We start from the raw sequence: 19,489 nt of genomic DNA, 5'->3' as shown, positions 1-19,489 counted from the left end.
CCAGGGCAAGGCGCTGTTGGAGTTGCTGGCCACATAGGCGACCGAGAAGTTGTCGGTCATGAAGGCGTGGGTCAGGCATGTGAAGGCAAAGGCGAGGAAGGCAAACTGCCCCCAGGCCGCCGGGCGCGCCAGGCTCATCCACAGGCTGTCGCCGCGCCAGGCGCCGAGCAGCGGCACGCTGGCCTGCGCACAGGCGAAGCAGATGGCCAGGGTCATCGACAGCTGGCCCAGTTCCGGGATCACCAGGGCGGCGAAGTTGCTCACGGGTGCTCCGCTGCCTTCGCAGCAGCGCTGTAGCGCTGCTCACGCTCGAGCATGGTGTACTTCGGCGCTTCGCTCCAGCGTTGCAGCTCGGGGCTGAACCACCAGGCAAGGATGAATGCGGACACCATGAGGGTCATGGCGATAACCATTGCGGCGAACATGGGTTATTCCTTTTCCGAAGGTTGGTAGAGGGAGCGCAGGTAGGCCACCACGGCACTTTGCTGCTCATCGGAAAACATCAGCTTCCAGGGCGGCATGGCCGTGCCGGGGACTCCGTTGCGCAGGATGTTCAGCAGGTAGTCCGGGTTGCCTTGCTTGGCCTGGAAGTTGGTGGGGCGCGGTGACAGGCCCCTGGCAGCCGGGCCATCGCCTTTGCCGCCAATGCCATGGCAACTGGCGCAGTTGCTCTCGAACAGCGACTTGCCCAATGCCACCTCGGCTGGTGCGGCCGGTGCGATCTTCGGCACGTGCAGGCTTTGCACGTAGACGGCCAGTGCCGCCAGGGTCGAACTGTCCAGGTCACGCCAGGCGGGCATGGAGGTCGCGGGCCGGCCATTCCACAGCACATCCGCCAGCCGCTCCGTGGTGAAGGCCGCGTCGCGCAGGTTGGCCGGACGTGGCAGCAGCGACGCCGCCGCCGGGCCATCACCGGCCCCCTGTGCGCCGTGGCAGCTCGCGCAGTTCAGGGCATACGCGGCGGGGCCCCGGCGCAGGGCAAGCGCCAGGTCACGGCTGTTTTGCGGCATGACCAGCCCGGGCACCGGGCCGTCCAGCTGAGGCGTCGCGGCGATCGGGCTCTGGCGGGGGTCGAGCGCGGCATCCGTGCCTTCGGGCATCGTGCTGCCACTTGCGGGCTGCTCGACGCCGCCTTGATCATCGTACCCCGACACCTTCCGCGCCCTGCCGAGCGTTTGCAGGTAGGCCACCAGGTCCATGCCCTCCGACGTCGGCTTGTCGGCAGCGCCTTCGAACAGCCATGGATACCCCGGCATCACCGAGTCACTCACCGTGTAGCGCGGGTTGTACAGATGGGTCAGTTGCCAGTCGTTGGTGCGCACGCCGGTTTCACGGGCCAGGTCCGGGCCGATACGGCGGGTACCCCAGAGTTGCGGGTAATCGAACTTGGTCTCCCAGGCCTCGGTGGGCATACCCCAGCGCGCGACGTCCTGGTCGATGAAGCGCACCTGCTGGGTATGGCAGTAGCCACAGCCCTCGCGGCCGTATACCGCACGGCCGCGCTCTTCCTGGGCGGTGTAGTCGGGCATGTTGGCCGGGGCGCGGGCATCGATGTTCTTCTGCAGTTCCTTGCCCGGCAGGATGCCCAGCAGCATGAACGACAGCAGGAAGAAACCGATGCCGGCGACGAAGATGATGAGGTACGCGCTGTTGAACAGACGATGTTTGACGATCGTTTGCATCGTTAGGCTCCAGCGAAGGCAGGTTGGGTGGCGGCCGCCGCCTGGGCTGCCGGCACTTTATTGAGCGGGCCAGTGGTCAGGCCCAGGTAGAACGCGATGAAGCCCAGCAGCAGTGGCACGCCGCTCAGGTCGCGGATCCACCAGTAGGTCAGCGAAGCGCGCACCGAATCCATCCACGGCGCCGGGCTTTGCCAGAGGTGTGCCTGCACCAGGCCACCGGCGGTCAAGGTGATGAACATCAGCAACAGGCCCGTGGTGATCAACCAATAGGCCCAGTTCACGGCCGCAGCGTTGTAGCGGGCATTCGGCATGCGTTGCCAGGCATGGGCGATGCCGCCGGCGGCGACAAAGGTGGCGAAGCCGAGCATGGCCAGGTGGGAGTGGGCGATCACCCAGTCGCTGAAGTGAGTGAGCTTGTTCACCGGCATCAGCGACTGCAACGCGCCTTGCAGACTGACGATCAGGTACATCACGATGCCGGTCCAGACGAACCGCAGCGGCACGTCGCTGGCAACGGTCGCCGACTGTCCACGCAACGACATGAGCTGGTTGAACACCACCAGGATCACGTCCATGCCCAGGTACACCGAGGCGATGATCGCGGCCTTCTGCGCGTCCATCGGAATGGCCGAGTACACGTAGTGGTGGGTGCCGTTGAGGGGATAGAAGAAGAACAGGAACCAGAAGCCGATCATCGACAGGAAGTGGCTGTAGATGGGCCGGTTGGTGGCGGCCGGGATGATGTAGTACGCGATCGCCAGCACGAAGGGGGTAACGAACAGCCCGACGGCGTCGTGAATCCACAAGCCGCTAAAGGCCGCGCCTTGTGCGCCCGGCAAAAACACCGGGACGAAGTTGCCGACCGGGTAGGCCAGCAGGCTGAAGACCGCGCCGCCAATCAGGTACCAGGCGGAAATGTACAGGCCGCCCTGTTGGCGCTTGAGCAGGAACGGTCCGGCGAACTGGGCGCAGACCAGCAGCAGGCCGACCAGCACCAGCAGGTCGATGGCCATCGGGAACTCGGCCCATTCGATCGACTGGATGGCCAGCCACGGGTTGTCCAGGCCCAGGGATACCAGCACCCAGCCGGGCAGCAGCACGCCCAGGTTCCACAGGAAGAAGATCGCCCAGCCCAGTTTTCGGCTGAGCACCGGGCGATCGGCCAGGCGCGGCACCATGTGGTAGCAACAGGCGAGAAAGGCGTTGCCCAGCCAGCCGAAGAAGATGCCCTGGGTGTGGTCGTAGCGCAGGCGGCCCCAGGTCAGCGCTGCCTGGCTGCCCAGCAGGTCGGGCAGGTTCAGTTTCAACGCCACCAGCAGCCCCGCCACACCGGACAGGAACAGAGTGATGACCGCAGCCAGGGCATGGGCCCTGATCAGGTCGTAGTCGATGCGTACAAGGGGCGCAAGTGGAGCGGAGGGGGTTGTACCCGCAGCCGGGTTATTCATTGTTCGATTCCTTGGTTGCAGGCGGGAGGGAGCGTTCGAGTACCCAGGCCGCAGCTCCGGCGGCTTCCTCTTCACTGAGCCGAATGTTCGTCGGGCCCGGGGCGTAGCCGTCCCAACCGGGGTTGGGGTGGGCGAGGGCGGCGATCAGCACCGCCAGCGCATCGGCATTCAGCGGCTGGGTGCCGATGACCGACTTGTAACGCTCGCCAATGGCGGTCCACGACGGGGCGACGAGGCGCTGGGTCAGGTCGTGGCAACCCGCGCACTGCTGCTGGATCACCACGGCGCCGGTATCGATCAGCGCCGCAGCCTGCGCGGTGTCGACCACGGCAGTGATTTGCGCGGGCGGCGTGTCGCCACGGCGGGTGATGTCCGCCGTGGCCTGGGTGCGGATGACCGTCCAGCTGATCAGCGTGCCCAGTGCCAGCACGCCGATCGTCATGCCGAGCGCGGCGCGGGAGACACCATGGTTCGAGGTATCGGGAGTGGGGTCGCTCATGGTGTTTCCTTGCCATTGAAGAACATCAGGTAGTCGATGATTGGCTCCACGGCCGCCTCCGGAATCGGCGCACCGTACTCGCCGCGCATCTTGGCCACCTCGGCTGTCCAGGTCGCCCGGGTGAACGGCGGCTGGTGGGTGATGAAACGGGGGGAGTGGCACATGGTGCAGAAGCCCATGAACTGGTTGCGGCCAGGGCCCTCGGGCAGGTAGGGCTCATCGGCGGGTACCGTGACCGTGTGCACGGGTGGGCCGAAATCGATGGGTGCGCCGTCTTTCCCCCAGGCCGCCGTGGTGGTGAGTGCAAGGGCGCAGAGCAGAAGTGAGAAACGCGAAGTGCTGTTCATATCAGATCACCATGCCCGTGGTGTGCTCGATCACCCGGCGGGCCAGCCCGCCGCGGTTCCACTGGCTGGTCAGCTGCCCTTCGCCGGCACGGTTGGTGGCGCGTACCTTGAGTGTGTAGCGACCCTTCTGGGTGGGGGTCCAGGGCAAGCGCCAGCGCCTCCACGAGAACCGGCCGATTTCCGGGTCGAGTTGCGCGTCGGTCCAACTGCGGCCACCGTCCACGGACACCTCGACCCGCGCGATTCCGTCGCCGCCGTCGTTGGCCAGGCCTTCGAGCATGTAGGGGTGGTTGGCTAGCAGGGCCTCCTCGGGCTCTGGCCGAACGAAGATCGAGTGGGTGGCGAAGCGGTTGATCGGTACTGTCCTTGGCGCAAGCTTGCCGGGCTCCTCGGTGATCTCGGGGTTGTCGGGAATGCGGTAGGCCTCGTCCATCCAGATGTTGCTCAGGCGCGTGTCCAGCACCTCGATGTGCGCCAGGGACTTGATCCAGTAGGTGGCGTACCAGCCCGGCACCACAAGGCGCAGCGGGAAGCCGTTGAGCATGGGCAACGCCGCCCCGTTCATCGCATAGGCGACCATGACGTCGCCGGCATTGGCGTGGTCGAACTTCAGCGACTTGACGATCTTCGGCAGGCCCGGCATCGGCGATTCGTCCAGGCCCGAGAAGGCCACTTCCACCGCACCGGCCTTGGCCCCGGCGCGGTCAAGCAGGTCCTTCAGGCGAACGCCCGTCCACTGGGCGTTGCCCATGCCGCCGAATTGCCATTGCAAGCCGGCAGGGGTGGGGCCGGTGAAAAAGCTGCGGCCATTGCCCGAGCACTGGTTCATGGCGACCAGGGTCACCGGCTCGAACTCATTGACCAGGTCCTGCAGGGAAAAGGCCTGGGGGCGTGCAACCTGGCCATCGAGGCGCAGGCGGAAGGTGCGGGTATCGACGTAGGTCGGGTAACCGGACAAGTGCCAGCGCACGAAGAACGCTTCGTTGGGCGTGAGGTCTTGGCGGAAGTAGTGCAGCGGGGTTTCCAGTTGCGGCGGGCGGTCGGCCAGCTGGATGAGGCTGGCTTTTTCCGGCAGGCGCACCAGGCGCCGGTCGGTCGACGTCGTTTCGCTCAGCGAGGCAGCGATCAGGTCGCTGCCGGCGAACGAAGTACGCGGCAACAGGCTTGCCAGGCTCACCGTGGACGTCAGCCCCAGCAGCCGGCGACGGTTCAGCTTCCAGAAGTTGTCATTACCGTTCATTTTTCATCACCTCGTGGTGGGTTTTCTGTGAGCTGCGCAAGGGGCTGGACCGCGGGGTTGGCCTCGGGCGTGCACACCAATCGATAACGCTCGTAGTTCAGGGCCGGGTCGGCCTCGGGCAGGGAGTAGGTGGCCGAGCACTGCTGCTTGCCCCACTTGATTGACAAGGTGCCCTGGGTTTTCTCGAGCAGCGTCAGGGCTTTGCCATTGGGGTCGGAAATGGCCAGTTGCTTGCCGCTGGCGTCTTCCACGGCCGCGCCGAAGGGGATGGGGTTGTGCTGTGCATCGAACAGCTCGAACTCCACCCGGCGCCCGCTCTTGGCGCTGTAGCGGGCCAGTACGACGGCGCCGCGACGGGGCACCAGTTGCTGGGTGGCGTTGTCGATTTCGATATCGCCCCCCAGCTCGCGGGTGTCCAGGCTGATCCAGTTGATGCGGTAGGGCTGCGCGTTGGGAATCACCGCGAAACCGTTGCGTCCGGTCTCCACGCCGCTGTAGCTGCTGATCCGCGCGCCGCTGACACCCGGCACCTCGGCCAGGGCAAAGGTCTCGCCCACGGGCTGGCCGAGGTTGATCCCGCCTGCGTGCGCCACCACCGAACCTGCAACGTTCAGATTCTGCGTGTCGTAGTCGCGGCCCAGGCTGTAGCCCAGGTTGATGTCCGCCACAGCGGTGCGGAAACTGAGGTTGGCCGAGCCCGAGCTGCCACTGGTGCTGCTGTTGCCGGCCTGGATCGAATACGAGGTGTCGCTGGTGGGCGAAATGTAGCCATTGATGCCCACCTGCGTGCTGTCGCTGTCCTTGTTTGTGTTGGTGGTGACAAACGCACGGGGTGCCCGTGCCTGGCTGCCGAGCGGGAACGACACGGACAGGTTGAACTGGGTGTCCTTGCTCGGCATGCCGCTGTAGTTGAAGTCTTCGCTGCGGGTAACGTCCAGGCTGTAGCTGACATCCCCCCAGCTGTTGGCATAACCGGCGGAAAAGCTGCGGTTGCCGCCCTGGCGCCAGTAACGCTGGTCGCTCGCGTTGAGGTAGAGGCTGCCCCAGCCGCGATCGCGGCCCAGGCTCTGGTAAATGGTGAGATCGGTGCGGGTCTTGGAGTAGCCCGTGCGCCGGGTCAGGCCTTCGCTCTGGTCCTGAACGTGATCGGTCAGGGTGCGGTAGCCTTCGGTGGAGTAGCGGTGGGCCGCCAGGGTGAAGCTGGTGTCAGTGCCGCTGAAGGTCTTGGCATACAGGGCGCGCACGCTATCACCCTGGGTGGTCTGGCCCTGGATCTGGCTGGAGGAATGGGTGACGTCGAGCGAAACCGCACCAATCAGGGTATTGCGACCGAAGCCCACGGCCATCGCCTTGTAATCGTCGCTGGTCTGCAGGCCGAGAATGCCGGTCAGATTGCTGCCCAGGCCGTAGGCCAGTGTGGCGCTGAGCATCTGCGGTTCGGCCAGGCCCTCGGTGTTGCTGCTGTAGCGACCCGCCGAGAGGCTGTATTTCAACTGGCCCTCGCGGACCATGATCGGCAGGCTGGAGAACGCCTGCCTGCTTACCCGGCGCTGGCCATCGGCTTCGATGATGGTGATCTGCAGGTCACCGTTGGAGCCGCTGGGGTAGATGTCGCTGATCTCGAACGGGCCTGGCGCCACGGTGGTGGAGTAGAGCAGGTAGTCGTTCTGGCGCACCTCCACGGTCGCATTGGATTGCGCCACGCCGCGAATGACGGGCGCGTAGCCACGCTCGCTGTCCGCCCGCATACCCTCGTCGGAAGCCAGTTTCAGGCCGCGATAGCGCACGCTGTCGAACAGGTCGCTGTCGGTGAAGATGTCACCGGCGCTGAACTGCCCCTTGAGCGGGGTGACATCGTGCTGCAGGAAGCTGCGGTTGCTCTTGAAGGTGCTCGGCCGGCCAGTACCGTTGCTGAGGTTGGACTCGTTGCGCAACCGCCAGCCGCCCAGGTTGATGCCGTTGCGCAAACCGAGGTTGTTGTTGTAGCGGGTGTAGCCATTGCTGGCGTTGCGGCTGTCGTTGAGCTGGTAGTTGATGAACGCCGCAGGCACGCCCGCATCCCAGAGTTGCGGGTCCACGTAGCCACGCATCCCGCGCTGCATCGCCACTTGCGGCACGCTCGCCTTCAGCCGCAGGCGCGCGGCGTCGTAGCGCACGCTGGCCTGGTCGATGAGGGCGCCGAGGTCGTAGCATGCCTGGGGCGCCTCGGGGTCGAGCTTGCCCTGCGCGCGCAACTTGCCCATGTCGATGCCCAGTTGCGTGAGCAACTCCAGGCTCAGGCAAGGGTCGACCCGCCCGGTGGACGGGTTCTGGCTGAAGGTAATGTCACGGCGGCCGATCAGCGCGTCATTGCTGTACAGGTCGACCCGGTAGGTGCCGGGCAGGACACTGTTTTCGGCGAGCAGAAGTTGCACATCCACATCGCCGCGCACACCTTGCATAAAGTGGGTGTTGAAGGCGACCGGTATTGGTTTTTCCGCGGCCATGGATAAACTTGCCGGCGCAGCGAGTATGGCCATGTACAGTGCATTCAGTTGCAACAAGCCGGTATAGCGAACAGGCAGGTGCGTGCGCGCCTCTTTTACAGGGCTATTGAAAGTGAACGGCATGTAAAGGCCTATAGCATGAACACTTGCCAGGAAGTGCCATGGTTATCAATCTGCTAGTTAGTGTCAGGTGCGTGTTCGGTCTTGGCGGGGTTTCGCTGTTGTGTCAACGGCCCACTGTTACTTGGTGCTGGTTTTGTGCGCCGTAATCATTGATGCTGTCGAAGGTCAGTTGCACTGAAGAGGTGCCGTCGAACTGCTTGACCTTGAACACTTTGGTTTCGCCCGGTGCGATCATGCTCGAGTCGGCTGCCAGTGTTTTCTGCCCACCGGCCTTGAGCGTTACATCGCCCATCGAAACGTGAAACAGGCTGGGGTTGCGGACTGTCAATACACCCCCGGCGCCTTCCTGGGACCAGCGCCACTGCAATTGCGATGGCGCCGCCAACGGGTCGCCTTGCAACTGCGCGGGGCGGAAGAACACCTTGATGCGCTGGCGCACGGCCAGTTGCAAGGTATTGGCCGCGGCACTCGCCTGCGGGATCTCCTGCACGTTCAGCCAGACCACCGACTCTTTGTCCGTAGGCAGGCCCTTGCCTTCGTACAGGATGCGCAATAGTTGCTGCTCCTTGGGCAAGACCTTGGCCAGTGGTGGTGTGACGGCAAACGGGGCGGCTTGTGTAGTGCCCTCGCCACTGTCGATCCACGACTGCACCAGTACGTCCTGGCTGCCATTGCGCACCGTGACGTTGGCCTCCTTATGGGTTCCGTCGAAAACGACCCGTGTCGCACTCAGGGAAATGCTGGCGCTGGCCTGGGCAGCCAGCAGCATGCCCAGTAACCCCAGGCAGGCGGGAATGGAACGACGCAACATGCGAATGCCCTTGAAAGAAAGCGAAGGGCAAGGCCCGAAGGCCTTGCGCGGGATGGACCCTCTGAAGACTTACTCGTATTCGAGGATGAACGGCAAGGTGGCGTCGCCGCGACCGGCCGTGGCGGTGCCTTCGGCACCGGTGGTGACGTAGGCGGCGGAGAAACTGAGGGTGGTTTCGCCGCCGTCGCCGACTTTCTTCATGGCGCTTTCCAGCCTGGCGGTGGACTTGGAACTCAGGTCGATGAGCGCGCCGTTGGCGTCAAGCAGGGCGATACCGACGTTGGTGGCGGTGCCGTTGCCGCTATTGAGCGCCAGCACTTTCTTGCCGGGTACCAGGCCGGAGCCACCGCTGTTGGCGTCGAAGACCATGGCGACCTTGGTGCCGGTGTTGCAGTTGACGTTCAGGTTGAAGTCCTGGCCGCTGACACGTCCCGAGGTCGGGTTTTCGGCAGTGCCCATGTCCTTGATTGCGATGTCGCCCATGTCCATGGCGATAATCCGATCCTTGTCGGAACCGTCGATGGTGCAGGCGTCATTGTTGATGGTGCCGGTGAAGCTGATCTTGCCACTGCCACCTTGAACAGGTTTTGGAGCGGGTGGCGGTTCTTCTGCGAATGCATGCCCGATCGAAACAATCAGCGCCATTGCGAGTGCAGTTTTTTTCACAGTATTACCCTATGTTGGTTCATAAGAAGTCCGACAAAATGCCAAGCCAAGATAAGGGGGTGGGCGTGGCGTTTGAATCAGACGATTCTTATTGGCCAGGGCTGATATGCCGCTGTGGCATCAGTTGAATATGCTGCGGTCTCGACAGTAGTTGAGCAAGTCTTGGTCGCTGGTTACTTCAAGTTTGCGCATGGCGGATATTTTTTGTCCGCTGATGGTTTTAACACTTCTGTTCTGGCTTTGCGCGATATCACTGACGCTGGCGCCGGAAACGAAAAGCCGCAGTATTTCAAATTCCTTTGGCGACAAACTTTGCAAGCGTTCATCCAGCGCCGTATTGGTATTTACCACCGAATGTTTAATCGGGTTGGGATGTTCGTAGACCTTGCCTTGTACAACCGTGTTCAAGGCGCGTTCAATTTCCGTTTTCACCTGGCTCTTGCGAACTACACCCACCACACCCAGCTCATGCAGGTGCGTCAGGATCAGCGGGTTGGAGATCATCGTCAGGATCAACACCTTGACCCTGGGGTAATGTCGCTTGAGGTAGTCGACCAGCTTGAGCCCGTCGCCATAGGGCGAGTCGGTGGGCATGTTGTAGTCGGTGATGACGAGGTCGACGGGCTGCTGGTCCAGCAAATCGATCAGGCCGCTGGAACACACGGCTTCTCCGACCACGCAAAAGCGGGGGTCGCGCTCGACGAGCTCGCGTACGCCCAGCAGTACGATGGGGTGATCGTCGGCAATGATGACCTTGAGTTTTTTCATGGGAACATTCCGTGATACCGACACATGGGATGGGTTGGGCGGGAGCATGTTGATTCTAAGCCAGGGCCTTGAGGATTGCCGTCATCCTCTCCATCACCCCGCGTACCTTGAGTTCCAGCGCCGAGTTCAGACCGGCGCGAGACAGTTCGGTCTCCAGCAACGCGCAGTGTTCGGACAAGTCGATGGCCTGGACGGCGCCCAGGGCGCCGGCCACGCTGTGCAACCGCGCGCCGAGCAGCTTGGGGTCGCCTTGTGCGAGGGCATCGTCGACTCGCTGCAGGTCCTCCTGCAGGCTGCTGATGAACAGCGGCCTCATCACCGGTGACAGGCTGATGCTGTCGGCATGTTCCGACATCACTGTTGCTTTCGGGATGTCTGGAAGAGGTGGCGGGTTTGTGTCCTGCTGCGACAGATTGCACAACCTGGCCAGTTGCTCGCGCAAGGTTTGCAGGCTCAGGGGCTTTACCAGCCAGGCATTCATCCCGGCGGCCATGCAGCGTATGCCTTCCTCGCGCATGGCGTTCGCGGTGATGCCGATGATCGGTAACCCGGCGTCCTGTTCTCGCAGGGCCATGGCCAGTTCATAGCCGTCCATGACCGGCATGTTGACGTCGGTCAGCACCAGGTCGAATTCCGCCGGTTGCCACAGGTGCAAGGCCAGTTCGCCGTTGGCGGCGACTACCGCGCTGCACCCCAGCGCCTCCAGTTGCTCCTTGAGGATGGCCTGGTTGACCGGGTTGTCTTCGGCGACCAGGACGTGCAGGCCCGGCACCGGGCTGCGCGGGGGCTGGGGGGGGCGGGTGGTTTCGGGTTGCGCTGTGCGTGCCAGCAGGATGGCCTGGGCGATGGCCCGCAGGTCATGCGCATTGACTTCCCAGCCGCCCTCCACCGGCTGGGCCGGGCTCGGGCCGCCGCCGGTGCAGCGGACCAGGGGGCCAGGCCAGTGCGCCGCGCCCTCGGCGGGCAACAGGTCCACCAGTAGGGCGTCGGCCGGTGGCTGCTCCAGCGGCAGCGTCGCCACGCTGGCCGGAATACCCAGGCGGTTGAGCCAGTCGCAGTGACTGTGTGCCAGTTCCGGCACCGGTGCCTGAACCAGAATGGGCGCCAGGGACGGGTCGACGGGCTTTCTGGCGGTGCTGTCCGACGGCAGTACAGGCAAACTCAGGTGCAGGGAAAAGCTGCTGCCCAGGCCCGTCTCGCTGACGACGCTGACCCGCCCGCCCATCATTTCGCTGAGCCATCCGCAAATCGGCAGCCCCAGGCCCGCGCCCCCTGCGCTGGAGGCTTCGCGGGCCTGGTAGAACACTTCGAACAGCCTGGCCTGTTCGGCTTGGCCGATGCCGATGCCGGTATCGGTCACCTGCCACTCCAGGCTGACTTCATCGGCGCTGGCCGACAGCACCCGGGTACGCAGCACCACCCGCCCGGCATCGGTGAACTTGATGGCATTGCTCACCAGGTTGTTGAGGATCTGGCGGATCCGCAGGGGGTCGCCCATCAGTAGTCCGGGCAGAGTGACATCGGTGCACCCGTACAACTGCAGCCCCTTGCCTTGGGCGAAGGCCGCGTAAGTGCGCAGGGTGTCCTCGATCATCTCCAGCGGTGCGAAGGCCACGGGTTCGATGTTCAACTGGCCGGATTCGATCTTCGACACGTCGAGCACATCGCTGATCAGCTGGAACAACGTGGCGGAAGAGCGCTGGATGGTTTGCAGGTACGCCTGCTGGCGAGGCGCCAGCGGAGTCAGCCCGAGCAGTTCGAGGGTGCCGAGCACGCCGTACAACGGTGTGCGTATCTCGTGGCTCATGGTCGCCAGGAACAGGGTCTTGGCCTCGCTGGCGGCGTCGGCGGCGCGCATGGCCCGCTCCAGGGCGTGGGCATCCTCGACATGACGGGTGACGTCGTTGAACGCATACAGGCGCACGTCCTGGCCCTGGTAGCGGGTCGTGACGAGGTTCACTTCAAGGTGGCGACCGTCGATCTTCAGTGGCAGTTCGGTGGCGCCGTGGTCGCGTGTCTGCAGTGCGCTGACCAGTTGCGCTGTGCCAGGCCATTGCCGGGCGCGCTGGTTCTCCATGAGCACCTGGTTGTCTGCCGGGTTGACGACACACAAGCCGGTGGGCGCGGTATCGATCAGCACGCGGCTGAAGGCGATGCTCTCGGCGATGTTTTCGTGGGCCTGGCGTGCCGGCTGGATGACGTTTTTGCGGTACCAGCGGTTGGCCAACCCGCTCAGGCCCAGCAGGGCCAGGAAGGTCGCCGCAAGGCCGCTCAATGGCCACAGCGCCGCGCGGAAGAAATGCGCGTAGCCGATGGTGTAGATAGCGGCCCACCCCTGACCGGCGGCGTTCTCCAACTTGAATACCAGGCCTGCGCTGCGCAGGTTCAAACCGTTGTGCAGGGGCGACGCCGGGTCGCGGGCACCGATCAGCACATCGCCGGTGGGGGCCACCAGGCTGAAACGGTCATAGATGGACCAATCCAGTACCCGTTCGAATTCGTTGAGCTGTGCCAGGTCCAGCAGCAGGGCGAGGGTGACCTGGGGACCAGCGCCCTTGATCGACAATTGCTCCGGCTTGAGATCGAGATTGACGTAGGCCAGCAGTCGCGCAGGTCCCGCGGCTCGCGGTTGTTCGAGGTAACTCTTCCAGTGGATACCGTTACCGGCCGGCTGTTCGTCGCTTTTTGGCCGCCGAGCGAGCACGGTGTTGAACACGTCGATGAAGGGCTCCTGGGTGCTCATCACCTTGCCACGCCCGCGCCCCGCCGAAGGTACGGTGATGTCGTAGTGGCCCTGGACGTTGAACACGAACACTTGCGGCGAGCGATAGTAGGAACCCGCCCAGAAGGTGCTGTAGAAGTCGGCGAGGTTGGCGCCCAGGCCAAGTACCGCCGGTAACTCGCCCGAGGCCATGGCGCTTGGCGCAAGCTTGGCGCTGAACGGCATCGAGAAGGAAAACGCCTTGCCTTGGTAGATGTTCGGTCCCTCTTCAGGCAAGGGGGTAATCACCCGCACCCGGTGGCTTCCGTCCCCAAGCAGGTCGCCCTGGACACTGTGACGGGCCAGGGCCTGGAGGAAGTCTTCCTGTTCCTTGAGGTTATCCATCAGGCGGGCGAAGTGCAGGCGCACGGTGCCCTGGGTCTCCTCGACCAGCCGCTGCAACGACCAGGCGCTCAGGCCCAGTAGCATCACGGCCATCGCCACCAGCAGCGTCAAGCTCTTGTTCAGGCGCGAAGAGCTGCGTGCAAGCGTTTCCAGGTGGTCTTTGTTGGGTTTCATGGGAACGGCTCGTCGCGCGTTGAAGGAGTGAAATCGGGCATCCATCCTACCGCTGTGGGCGGTTTCAAGGGAGATTGGCCGGCCTGTTTCGCGCCAGCAGCTGTTCGAACTGATCCACCGGCAGGGCGCGGGAAATCAGGAAACCCTGGGCTTGCTGGCAGCCGGCCTTGTGCAGTGCCTCCAGCTGGGCCGTGGTCTCCACCCCTTCGGCCACCACGGTAAGGCCCAGCCTGCGGCCCAAGGCGATCAGGCTGTTCAGCGCCGAGGCCATGTATTCGTTGTCCTGGCTGCCCTGCACCAGTGCGCGGTCGATCTTCAGTTCGCTGAACGGCGTCGACACCAGGTTGAGGTAGGAACTGTAGCCTTGGCCGAAGTCGTCCTGGGCCAGGGCAAAGCCCTTCATGCGCAAGCGGCAGGCGCCGGCGTAGTAGTTGCCGGGCTTCAGCGGCCGGGACGACTCCAGCAGTTCGAAGCACAACGCGCCGGGCTTTCCTCGGTGGTGTAGCACGAACTGCAGCAGCCGGTCGGCCAGGTCGGTGTCGTCGAGCAGGTGGGTGGGCAGGTTGATCGAGACCGGAACGTCGTGGCCCTGGGCCCGCCAGCGCGCCTGGGCGGCCATGGCCTGTTCGAGCATTTCCCACAGCAGGCGCTCTTCCAGCCCGCAGGCTTCGAGCGCCGGAAGGAATGCACCGGGCAACAACGTGCCCTGCTCCGGATGCACCCAGCGCACAAGCGCTTCGGCGGCGACGATGCGGCCGTCCTGCACTGAGATCCTGGGCTGGAACCAGGCTTGCAAAGCTTGCGCATCCAGCGCGCGAATGAATGACGGCCGGTCAAACTCGGTCTGTGTCGGGCGTTGGGCAGGCTCGTTGGGCCTGGCCGGGCGCAGCTGTGCGGTCAGGGCGCGCAGGGCGGAGGGTGTCACCGGTTTGCTGATCAGCCCGACCACTCGGATGCCGAGATTCTTCGCCACCAGGCTCGCCGCCGTCAGCAGGCGACGGGAAGCGGTGGTCATGATCGCCAGGTCCGGCTTGTAGTGAAGCGTCGCCAGTTGCTGGATGAATTGCACGCCGTCCATTGCGGGCATCAGCAGGTCGGTCAGCACCAGGTTGAATTCACCGTCGTGCAGGCGTTCCATGGCTTCGTTGCCATCCTTGGCGGTGTCCAGGTGGAAGTGACCCAGTTCGCTGAACAGGTGGTGCAGGTACTGACGCTGGAAGGGGTGGTCTTCGACGATCAGGATGCTATAGGGCTTCACGGCGGGTTCCTGGGTAGTGCTTGAGGCAGTTGTAGAGCGCCTGCAAGGTGAAGGGTTTGACCAGGCAGTGGTTCATTCCGGCTGCCAGGCACAGCGCCTGTTCGCCACGCATTGCGTTGGCAGTGGCGCCGATGATCGGCACCGACGTGTCGCGTAGGCGCAGCGCCCTGGCCAGTCCGTAGCCATTCAGGCCGGGCATGTTCACGTCGGTCAGCACCAGGTCGAAGCGCCCTGGTTGCCAGCGCCGCAAGGCCTGCTCTCCATCGGCCACGACTTCCACGCTGCAACCGAGAGTTTCGAGCTGTTCCTTGAGGGTGCGCTGGTTGATTGCGTTGTCCTCTGCAACCAGTACCCGCAGGCTGAGTCGGCGGGTCTCGCTGCTTTGATTGCCCTGCTCCTCGCGAAGGGGCCGCAGCCCTTGGGCCTGGCTGACGGCCTCATGCAGGGCGGCAAGGTTGTTGAGGTTGACGTGCCACACCTGCGTGCCTGGCAGGTGTTCGCCGCGGCCGTCCGCACTGGCCAGGACCTGCGGGCCGCTCCAGCTTTCCATCAATCGTTGTTGCAGGGTGCCGGGGTGCAGCTCCAGCAACAGGTAGCTGTGGGCTGTGTCGGTGTCCGGAGGTGGGCCGATATGGGGCCGGGCGCCCCAGCGATGCAGCCAGCCGGCCCAGGTTAGCGCCAGCTCGCGGACGGATGAAACGAGGTAGACAGGTTCGGCCAGCAGGTTGCACGGCAGCGCTGCAGGGCCTGCGCCGGCAGCGATCTGCAGGGGCAAAGCGAGGCTGACACTGGTGCCCAGGCCACGCTCGCTAACCAGGTGCAGCGTGCCGTGCATCAACTGGGTGAGGCGCTGGCAAATCGGAAGCCCCAGGCCGGTGCCGGCCATTGCCTGTTGGTTGCCCCGGGCCTGATAGAACGGCTGGAAGATCAGGCGCTGGTCTTCCTTGGCAATGCCCTTGCCGGTGTCGCTGACCTGCCAGATCAGTCTTGAGCGCTCACCTTCCTGGTGCCGGACCCGGGCGCGCAGCACCACGCGGCCGGCGTCGGTGAATTTCAGCGCGTTGCTCAGCAGGTTGCCCAGCACCTGGCGGATCCGGTTCACATCGCCGACCAGCCGCGGCGGCAGGTGCGCGTCGAGGCAGGCATAGAGTTGCAGGCCTTTGGCGAGGGCGGCGGCGCTGTAGGCGCGCACGACCTCCTGGGCCAAGTCCACGGGGGAAAACTCGCTCAGCTCCAGGGTCAGCTGGTCGGCCTCGATCTTCGACACATCCAGTACATCGCAGATCAGTTGCAGCAGGGTGGACGATGCGCCTTCGAGTGCCAGCAGGTAGTCGGTCTGCCGGGCGTCCAGGTGGGTGCGCGACAGCAGCTCGAGGGTGCCCAGCACGCCATGCAGCGGTGTGCGGATCTCGTGGCTCATGGTAGCCAGGAACAGGGTCTTGGCCTGGTTGGCGGCATCGGCAGAACGACGGGCCTCTATCAGTGTGGCTTCGATCTGTTTGCGTGCGCTGATGTCGCTGAAGGCGCAGAGCAGCACGTCCTCGCCCTTGTAGCGAGTGGTTGCGCGGTGGAGACACAGATGGCGACCCTCGACGGTTTCGACCGGGTCGTGGCGCTCGTCGTGGGGCGTGCTGAATGCCCGCTGGACCCAGGCTGCACCGAGCCGGTCACGCGCAGGGCCTGTTCCCAGCCATTGTCGGGCCAGCGGGTTTTCCAGCATCACCTTGCCGTCGCTGCGCCGCAGCACGCACAGGGCCAGTGGCGCGGTCTGGATCACGTCGCGGCTGAACGCCTCGCTTTCCACCAGCGCCTGCAGGCGCTGGATGGCCGGAAGGACCAGGCGCTGTTCCAGGCGTCGGGTCAGCAGCAGGATCAGGGTCAGGCTGAACAGGCAGAACAGCGATGCGCCGAGCAGTTGCTTCCACAGGTCCTGCAGCACCGAGGACAGTTCGATTGAATAGACCAGTTGCCAGTCCGAGGAGGTCAGGTTCTTGCGGATCACCAATCGTTCGGGCAGCATGCCGCTACCAATGAAACCGAAGAAACTGTCCTGTTCGGCGCGACAGAGTTGTGTGTCCGGTGCGGGCGCCGGAGCATTGCTGAACACCAGCATGCCGTCGGCGGTCAGCATCATGAAGGTGCCGGCACTTTGGTCGCTCAGGGCTGAAGAGACTTCGCGGGTGTCCATCTCAAGGCCCAGCCATCCGACTTGCGCGTCGTGTTCATCGAGGCGGGTAAACAGGTACAGGTGCGAACGCTGCCCGCTCCGGCCGCTCAGCCACAGTTCGTTGATCGGCGGGGTGCGCGCATCGAGTTCCTTGAGCTGATAGAGAATGCCGGCGGGGAGGGCGGGCGGTTGCGACGAGGCGTTGTAGAGCCGTTTGATCGGCGGCGTATCGCTTGTGTTCACGTAAAGCAGGCTGACTTTCTTTTCCTGCAAGTAATCCCCCAGGCGGCGAGTGAGCCAGAGGTTCCAGGTATGAGCGGGGTCGTTGCCCAGCAGCAACTGGGTTTCCTCGTCCTTGGGCGTCGATGCAAGGGGCATGGTTTGCACAGGGGTGCGAACGGCGGCAAGGCTCATGCTTTCAAGCAGGGCCTGGCGATTGGTGAAGAAGGTATGGGCCTCGGCGATCGCGCTGCTCATGTAGCCGCGCCGCTGTGAGAGTTCGTTGTTGAAGGTCGACAACAGGAAGTTGTACACGCCACTGAGGATGCCGATCGCCAGCACGACGGCAAATAGCCGAAGCAGCCGGCGGGCAGCTTCGGGGGTGGATAACACCGGGTTCAGGTGCAGCAGGTATCGACGTAATTGCATGGGCCGATTCTAGAGAGCGGCGTGGTGCGCAAATACCAGACGATTCTCAAACGGTGGTGCAGGGGCTTTGAGTGTCTGTCACAGGTATTCCAGCGTGACGATTATTGCCGTGCGGCCTGGCGTCGGCGCGCAGGTTGCGAAAGCATCCGTGCTCAATGAAAAAGAGATGCAGAGAACAAAGAAATAACTATCCAGTGGCATCGTTGAATGTGCCTTCTGAATATATCTCGAGATGCCCTGTTTTTATTTCGAAATGCCCGTCAGGCTTGAAAGCAACCCCAGCAGCGTAGCGTTGGAGTCTGTCATGCTCGGGCTGGTCAGGTACTTCCCGTTCGCCACGAAACTCGGTACTTCCCGGACTTTGTAGCGCATTGTCAGCCGGTCGCCTTCGGCGATCATGCTTCTGACAACAAAGGAGTCCACCATCTGGCCGACCCGTGCTCGGTCCGCTCCAAGGCCTACGAAAAAGTCAATGATCGCCTCGTCGTTATCCAGCTTCACGCCACGGCTTGCCAGGTCAAATAACGCACTGTGCGAGATCGCCTTGAGGTCCAGTGCTTCACTGACATAGAACGCCTTGGCGTAGCCTGCCCATTGCCTGTTTCCGAAAGAAACGGGAACTTGCGTGATCGTCACGTCCTTGCCTGCGTGGGCCGCCCATTGCGCAACCGACGGATCGAGTTTGCGGCAGTGCGCGCAGGCATATGAAAAGAACTCGATGACACTTGGCGACTTGCTCGCGGGCTCTTCCGTGATCAGATAATTTTTCCCGGCTTCAGGGGAAGGAGGCGTGCTCGCCATTGCCAACGGCGCGGATAGAAGTACGGGGGCAACCAATGCCAACAGAACGTTTTTCATGAAATACCTTATTCAGAAGATTTTTTACTGGTGTGGAGCCTGGCCGCCGCACAGTCATGCAGCACCCATGCGGCGACAGACAGGCCTAGCACCATTCCCAGAAGGCTTCCGAGAACAACACAGAAAACAGCAGTTCTAAAAACACCCATGGTCCCTTTGTTCGTGAAGCGGATCGATCATCCGCCGGTTACGTTCATGAAGCGTACGAGTTGCGTTCCGTCCTCGAGCGAGAAGTGGTGGCGATAGGGCTTGAGCTTCATCGCATCGACGATCGACTGCTCCAGTTGCCGGTTATCGCCGGGGTAGCGACGAAGCACCTGCTTCAGACCCACGGCGTGGTCATTGCCCAGGCACAGCAGCAACCGGCCATCCACTGTGAGCCGAACGCGGTTGCAGGTGGCGCAGAAATTCTGGCTATGGGGCGAGATGAAGCCCAGGCGAATATGCGGCGCTTCTGCCAGTCGCCAGTAGCGTGACGGGCCCTGGGTCGATTCGGCGCAGCTGATAAGGGTATAACGCTCGGCAATTCGCTCGCGTACCTGGGCACTGGAATAGAAGGTTTCGGCACGGCTGTGCTCGCTGATCAGGCCCAGCGGCATTTCCTCGATAAAGGAAATATCCAGCCCGCGATCAATGGCGAAGGCCACCAGATCGTTGATCTCGTGATCGTTGCGGCCCTTGAGCAATACGCAATTGAGCTTGGTGCGCCGGAAACCGGCAGCCTTCGCGGCGTCGATGCCGGCAATGACGGTCTTCAGGTCGCCATTGCGGGTCAGGGCCTTGAAGCGATCGGGGTCCAGGCTGTCGAGGCTGATGTTCAGGCGATTCACGCCTGCGTCGAACAACGGCGCCGCCAGTGCTTCCAGCCGGGTGCCGTTGGTGGTCATGCACAGCTCGCGCAGGCCCGGCAGGGCGGCAAGGCGTTCGCACAGGCCAACGACACCGGGGCGCACCAGCGGCTCGCCACCGGTGATGCGGATTTTCCGTGTGCCGAGTGCGACGAAACGCTCGGCAACGCGATAGAGCTCTTCGAGGGTCAGGATCTGATGGCGCGGCAGGAAAGTCATGTCCTCGGCCATGCAATAGGTGCAGCGTAGATTGCAGCGGTCGGTGACCGACAGCCTGAGGTAGTCGATCCGGCGCGAGAAATTGTCGATCAAGGTTGGCTTGGGCACGACCGCCTCCGGTTGCAGGTCAGGCTCGGATGA

Annotated in this window: 15 protein-coding genes and 1 pseudogene; all 16 read right to left on the bottom strand. The window is 63.5% G+C overall.

All coding sequences use genetic code 11. The features are described 5' to 3' along the window. A pseudogene (locus F6X61_RS24345) lies at positions 1 to 243 on the bottom strand (heme lyase NrfEFG subunit NrfE); the annotation flags it as partial. Between the two features lie 17 nt (positions 244 to 260). Further along, positions 261 to 425 carry a hypothetical protein gene (locus F6X61_RS24340; RefSeq protein WP_153788899.1) on the bottom strand — a complete coding sequence of 55 codons (165 nt, stop codon included), beginning with the start codon at positions 423 to 425 and terminating at the stop codon, positions 261 to 263. A gap of 3 nt (positions 426 to 428) precedes the next feature. Beyond that, positions 429 to 1,682: a cbb3-type cytochrome c oxidase subunit II gene (locus F6X61_RS24335; RefSeq protein WP_153788898.1), complete on the bottom strand. Its 1,254-nt coding sequence runs from the start codon at positions 1,680 to 1,682 to the stop codon at positions 429 to 431. A 2-nt stretch (positions 1,683 to 1,684) separates the two neighbouring features. After that, a complete protein-coding gene (locus F6X61_RS24330) occupies positions 1,685 to 3,130 on the bottom strand; it encodes a cbb3-type cytochrome c oxidase subunit I (protein ID WP_153788897.1) in 1,446 nt (481 codons plus the stop codon). Continuing rightward, complete coding sequence (locus F6X61_RS24325) at positions 3,123 to 3,629, bottom strand: hypothetical protein (RefSeq protein WP_153788896.1); 507 nt, start codon at positions 3,627 to 3,629, stop codon at positions 3,123 to 3,125. Before F6X61_RS24325 ends, F6X61_RS24330 begins: the two co-directional genes overlap by 8 nt. After that, complete coding sequence (locus tag F6X61_RS24320) at positions 3,626 to 3,976, bottom strand: hypothetical protein (protein WP_153788895.1); 351 nt, start codon at positions 3,974 to 3,976, stop codon at positions 3,626 to 3,628. Before F6X61_RS24320 ends, F6X61_RS24325 begins: the two co-directional genes overlap by 4 nt. Before the next feature lies 1 nt (position 3,977). After that, a complete protein-coding gene (locus F6X61_RS24315; RefSeq protein WP_153788894.1) occupies positions 3,978 to 5,216 on the bottom strand; it encodes a molybdopterin-dependent oxidoreductase in 1,239 nt (412 codons plus the stop codon). Further along, complete coding sequence (locus tag F6X61_RS24310) at positions 5,213 to 7,702, bottom strand: fimbria/pilus outer membrane usher protein (protein WP_256671413.1); 2,490 nt, start codon at positions 7,700 to 7,702, stop codon at positions 5,213 to 5,215. The genes F6X61_RS24315 and F6X61_RS24310 overlap by 4 nt, the downstream gene beginning before the upstream one ends. Positions 7,703 to 7,928: 226 nt before the next feature. Then, positions 7,929 to 8,636 carry a molecular chaperone gene (locus tag F6X61_RS24305; RefSeq protein WP_153788892.1) on the bottom strand — a complete coding sequence of 236 codons (708 nt, stop codon included), beginning with the start codon at positions 8,634 to 8,636 and terminating at the stop codon, positions 7,929 to 7,931. 69 nt (positions 8,637 to 8,705) lie between these two features. Then, complete coding sequence (locus F6X61_RS24300) at positions 8,706 to 9,281, bottom strand: fimbrial protein (RefSeq protein WP_153788891.1); 576 nt, start codon at positions 9,279 to 9,281, stop codon at positions 8,706 to 8,708. 141 nt (positions 9,282 to 9,422) lie between these two features. Next, the gene (locus F6X61_RS24295; protein WP_153788890.1) at positions 9,423 to 10,070 is read right to left on the bottom strand and encodes a response regulator; all 648 of its coding nucleotides are present in this window, start codon (positions 10,068 to 10,070) and stop codon (positions 9,423 to 9,425) included. A gap of 55 nt (positions 10,071 to 10,125) precedes the next feature. Then, a complete protein-coding gene (locus tag F6X61_RS24290) occupies positions 10,126 to 13,350 on the bottom strand; it encodes a hybrid sensor histidine kinase/response regulator (RefSeq protein ID WP_153788889.1) in 3,225 nt (1,074 codons plus the stop codon). A 64-nt stretch (positions 13,351 to 13,414) separates the two neighbouring features. Next, a complete protein-coding gene (locus F6X61_RS24285) occupies positions 13,415 to 14,608 on the bottom strand; it encodes an EAL domain-containing protein (protein WP_153788888.1) in 1,194 nt (397 codons plus the stop codon). Next, complete coding sequence (locus F6X61_RS24280; RefSeq protein ID WP_153788887.1) at positions 14,595 to 17,423, bottom strand: ATP-binding protein; 2,829 nt, start codon at positions 17,421 to 17,423, stop codon at positions 14,595 to 14,597. Before F6X61_RS24280 ends, F6X61_RS24285 begins: the two co-directional genes overlap by 14 nt. A gap of 243 nt (positions 17,424 to 17,666) precedes the next feature. Further along, positions 17,667 to 18,281 carry a thiol:disulfide interchange protein DsbA/DsbL gene (locus F6X61_RS24275; RefSeq protein ID WP_153788886.1) on the bottom strand — a complete coding sequence of 205 codons (615 nt, stop codon included), beginning with the start codon at positions 18,279 to 18,281 and terminating at the stop codon, positions 17,667 to 17,669. A gap of 176 nt (positions 18,282 to 18,457) precedes the next feature. Then, on the bottom strand, positions 18,458 to 19,456 hold the full coding sequence (gene moaA, locus F6X61_RS24270) for a GTP 3',8-cyclase MoaA (RefSeq protein WP_153788885.1): 999 nt from the start codon (positions 19,454 to 19,456) through the stop codon (positions 18,458 to 18,460). Between the last annotated feature and the right edge of the window lie 33 nt (positions 19,457 to 19,489).

Source organism: Pseudomonas sp. EMN2, assembly GCF_009650555.1.
GTDB classification, from domain to species: domain Bacteria; phylum Pseudomonadota; class Gammaproteobacteria; order Pseudomonadales; family Pseudomonadaceae; genus Aquipseudomonas; species Aquipseudomonas sichuanensis.
This window is presented reverse-complemented; position numbering and strand designations above follow the sequence as displayed.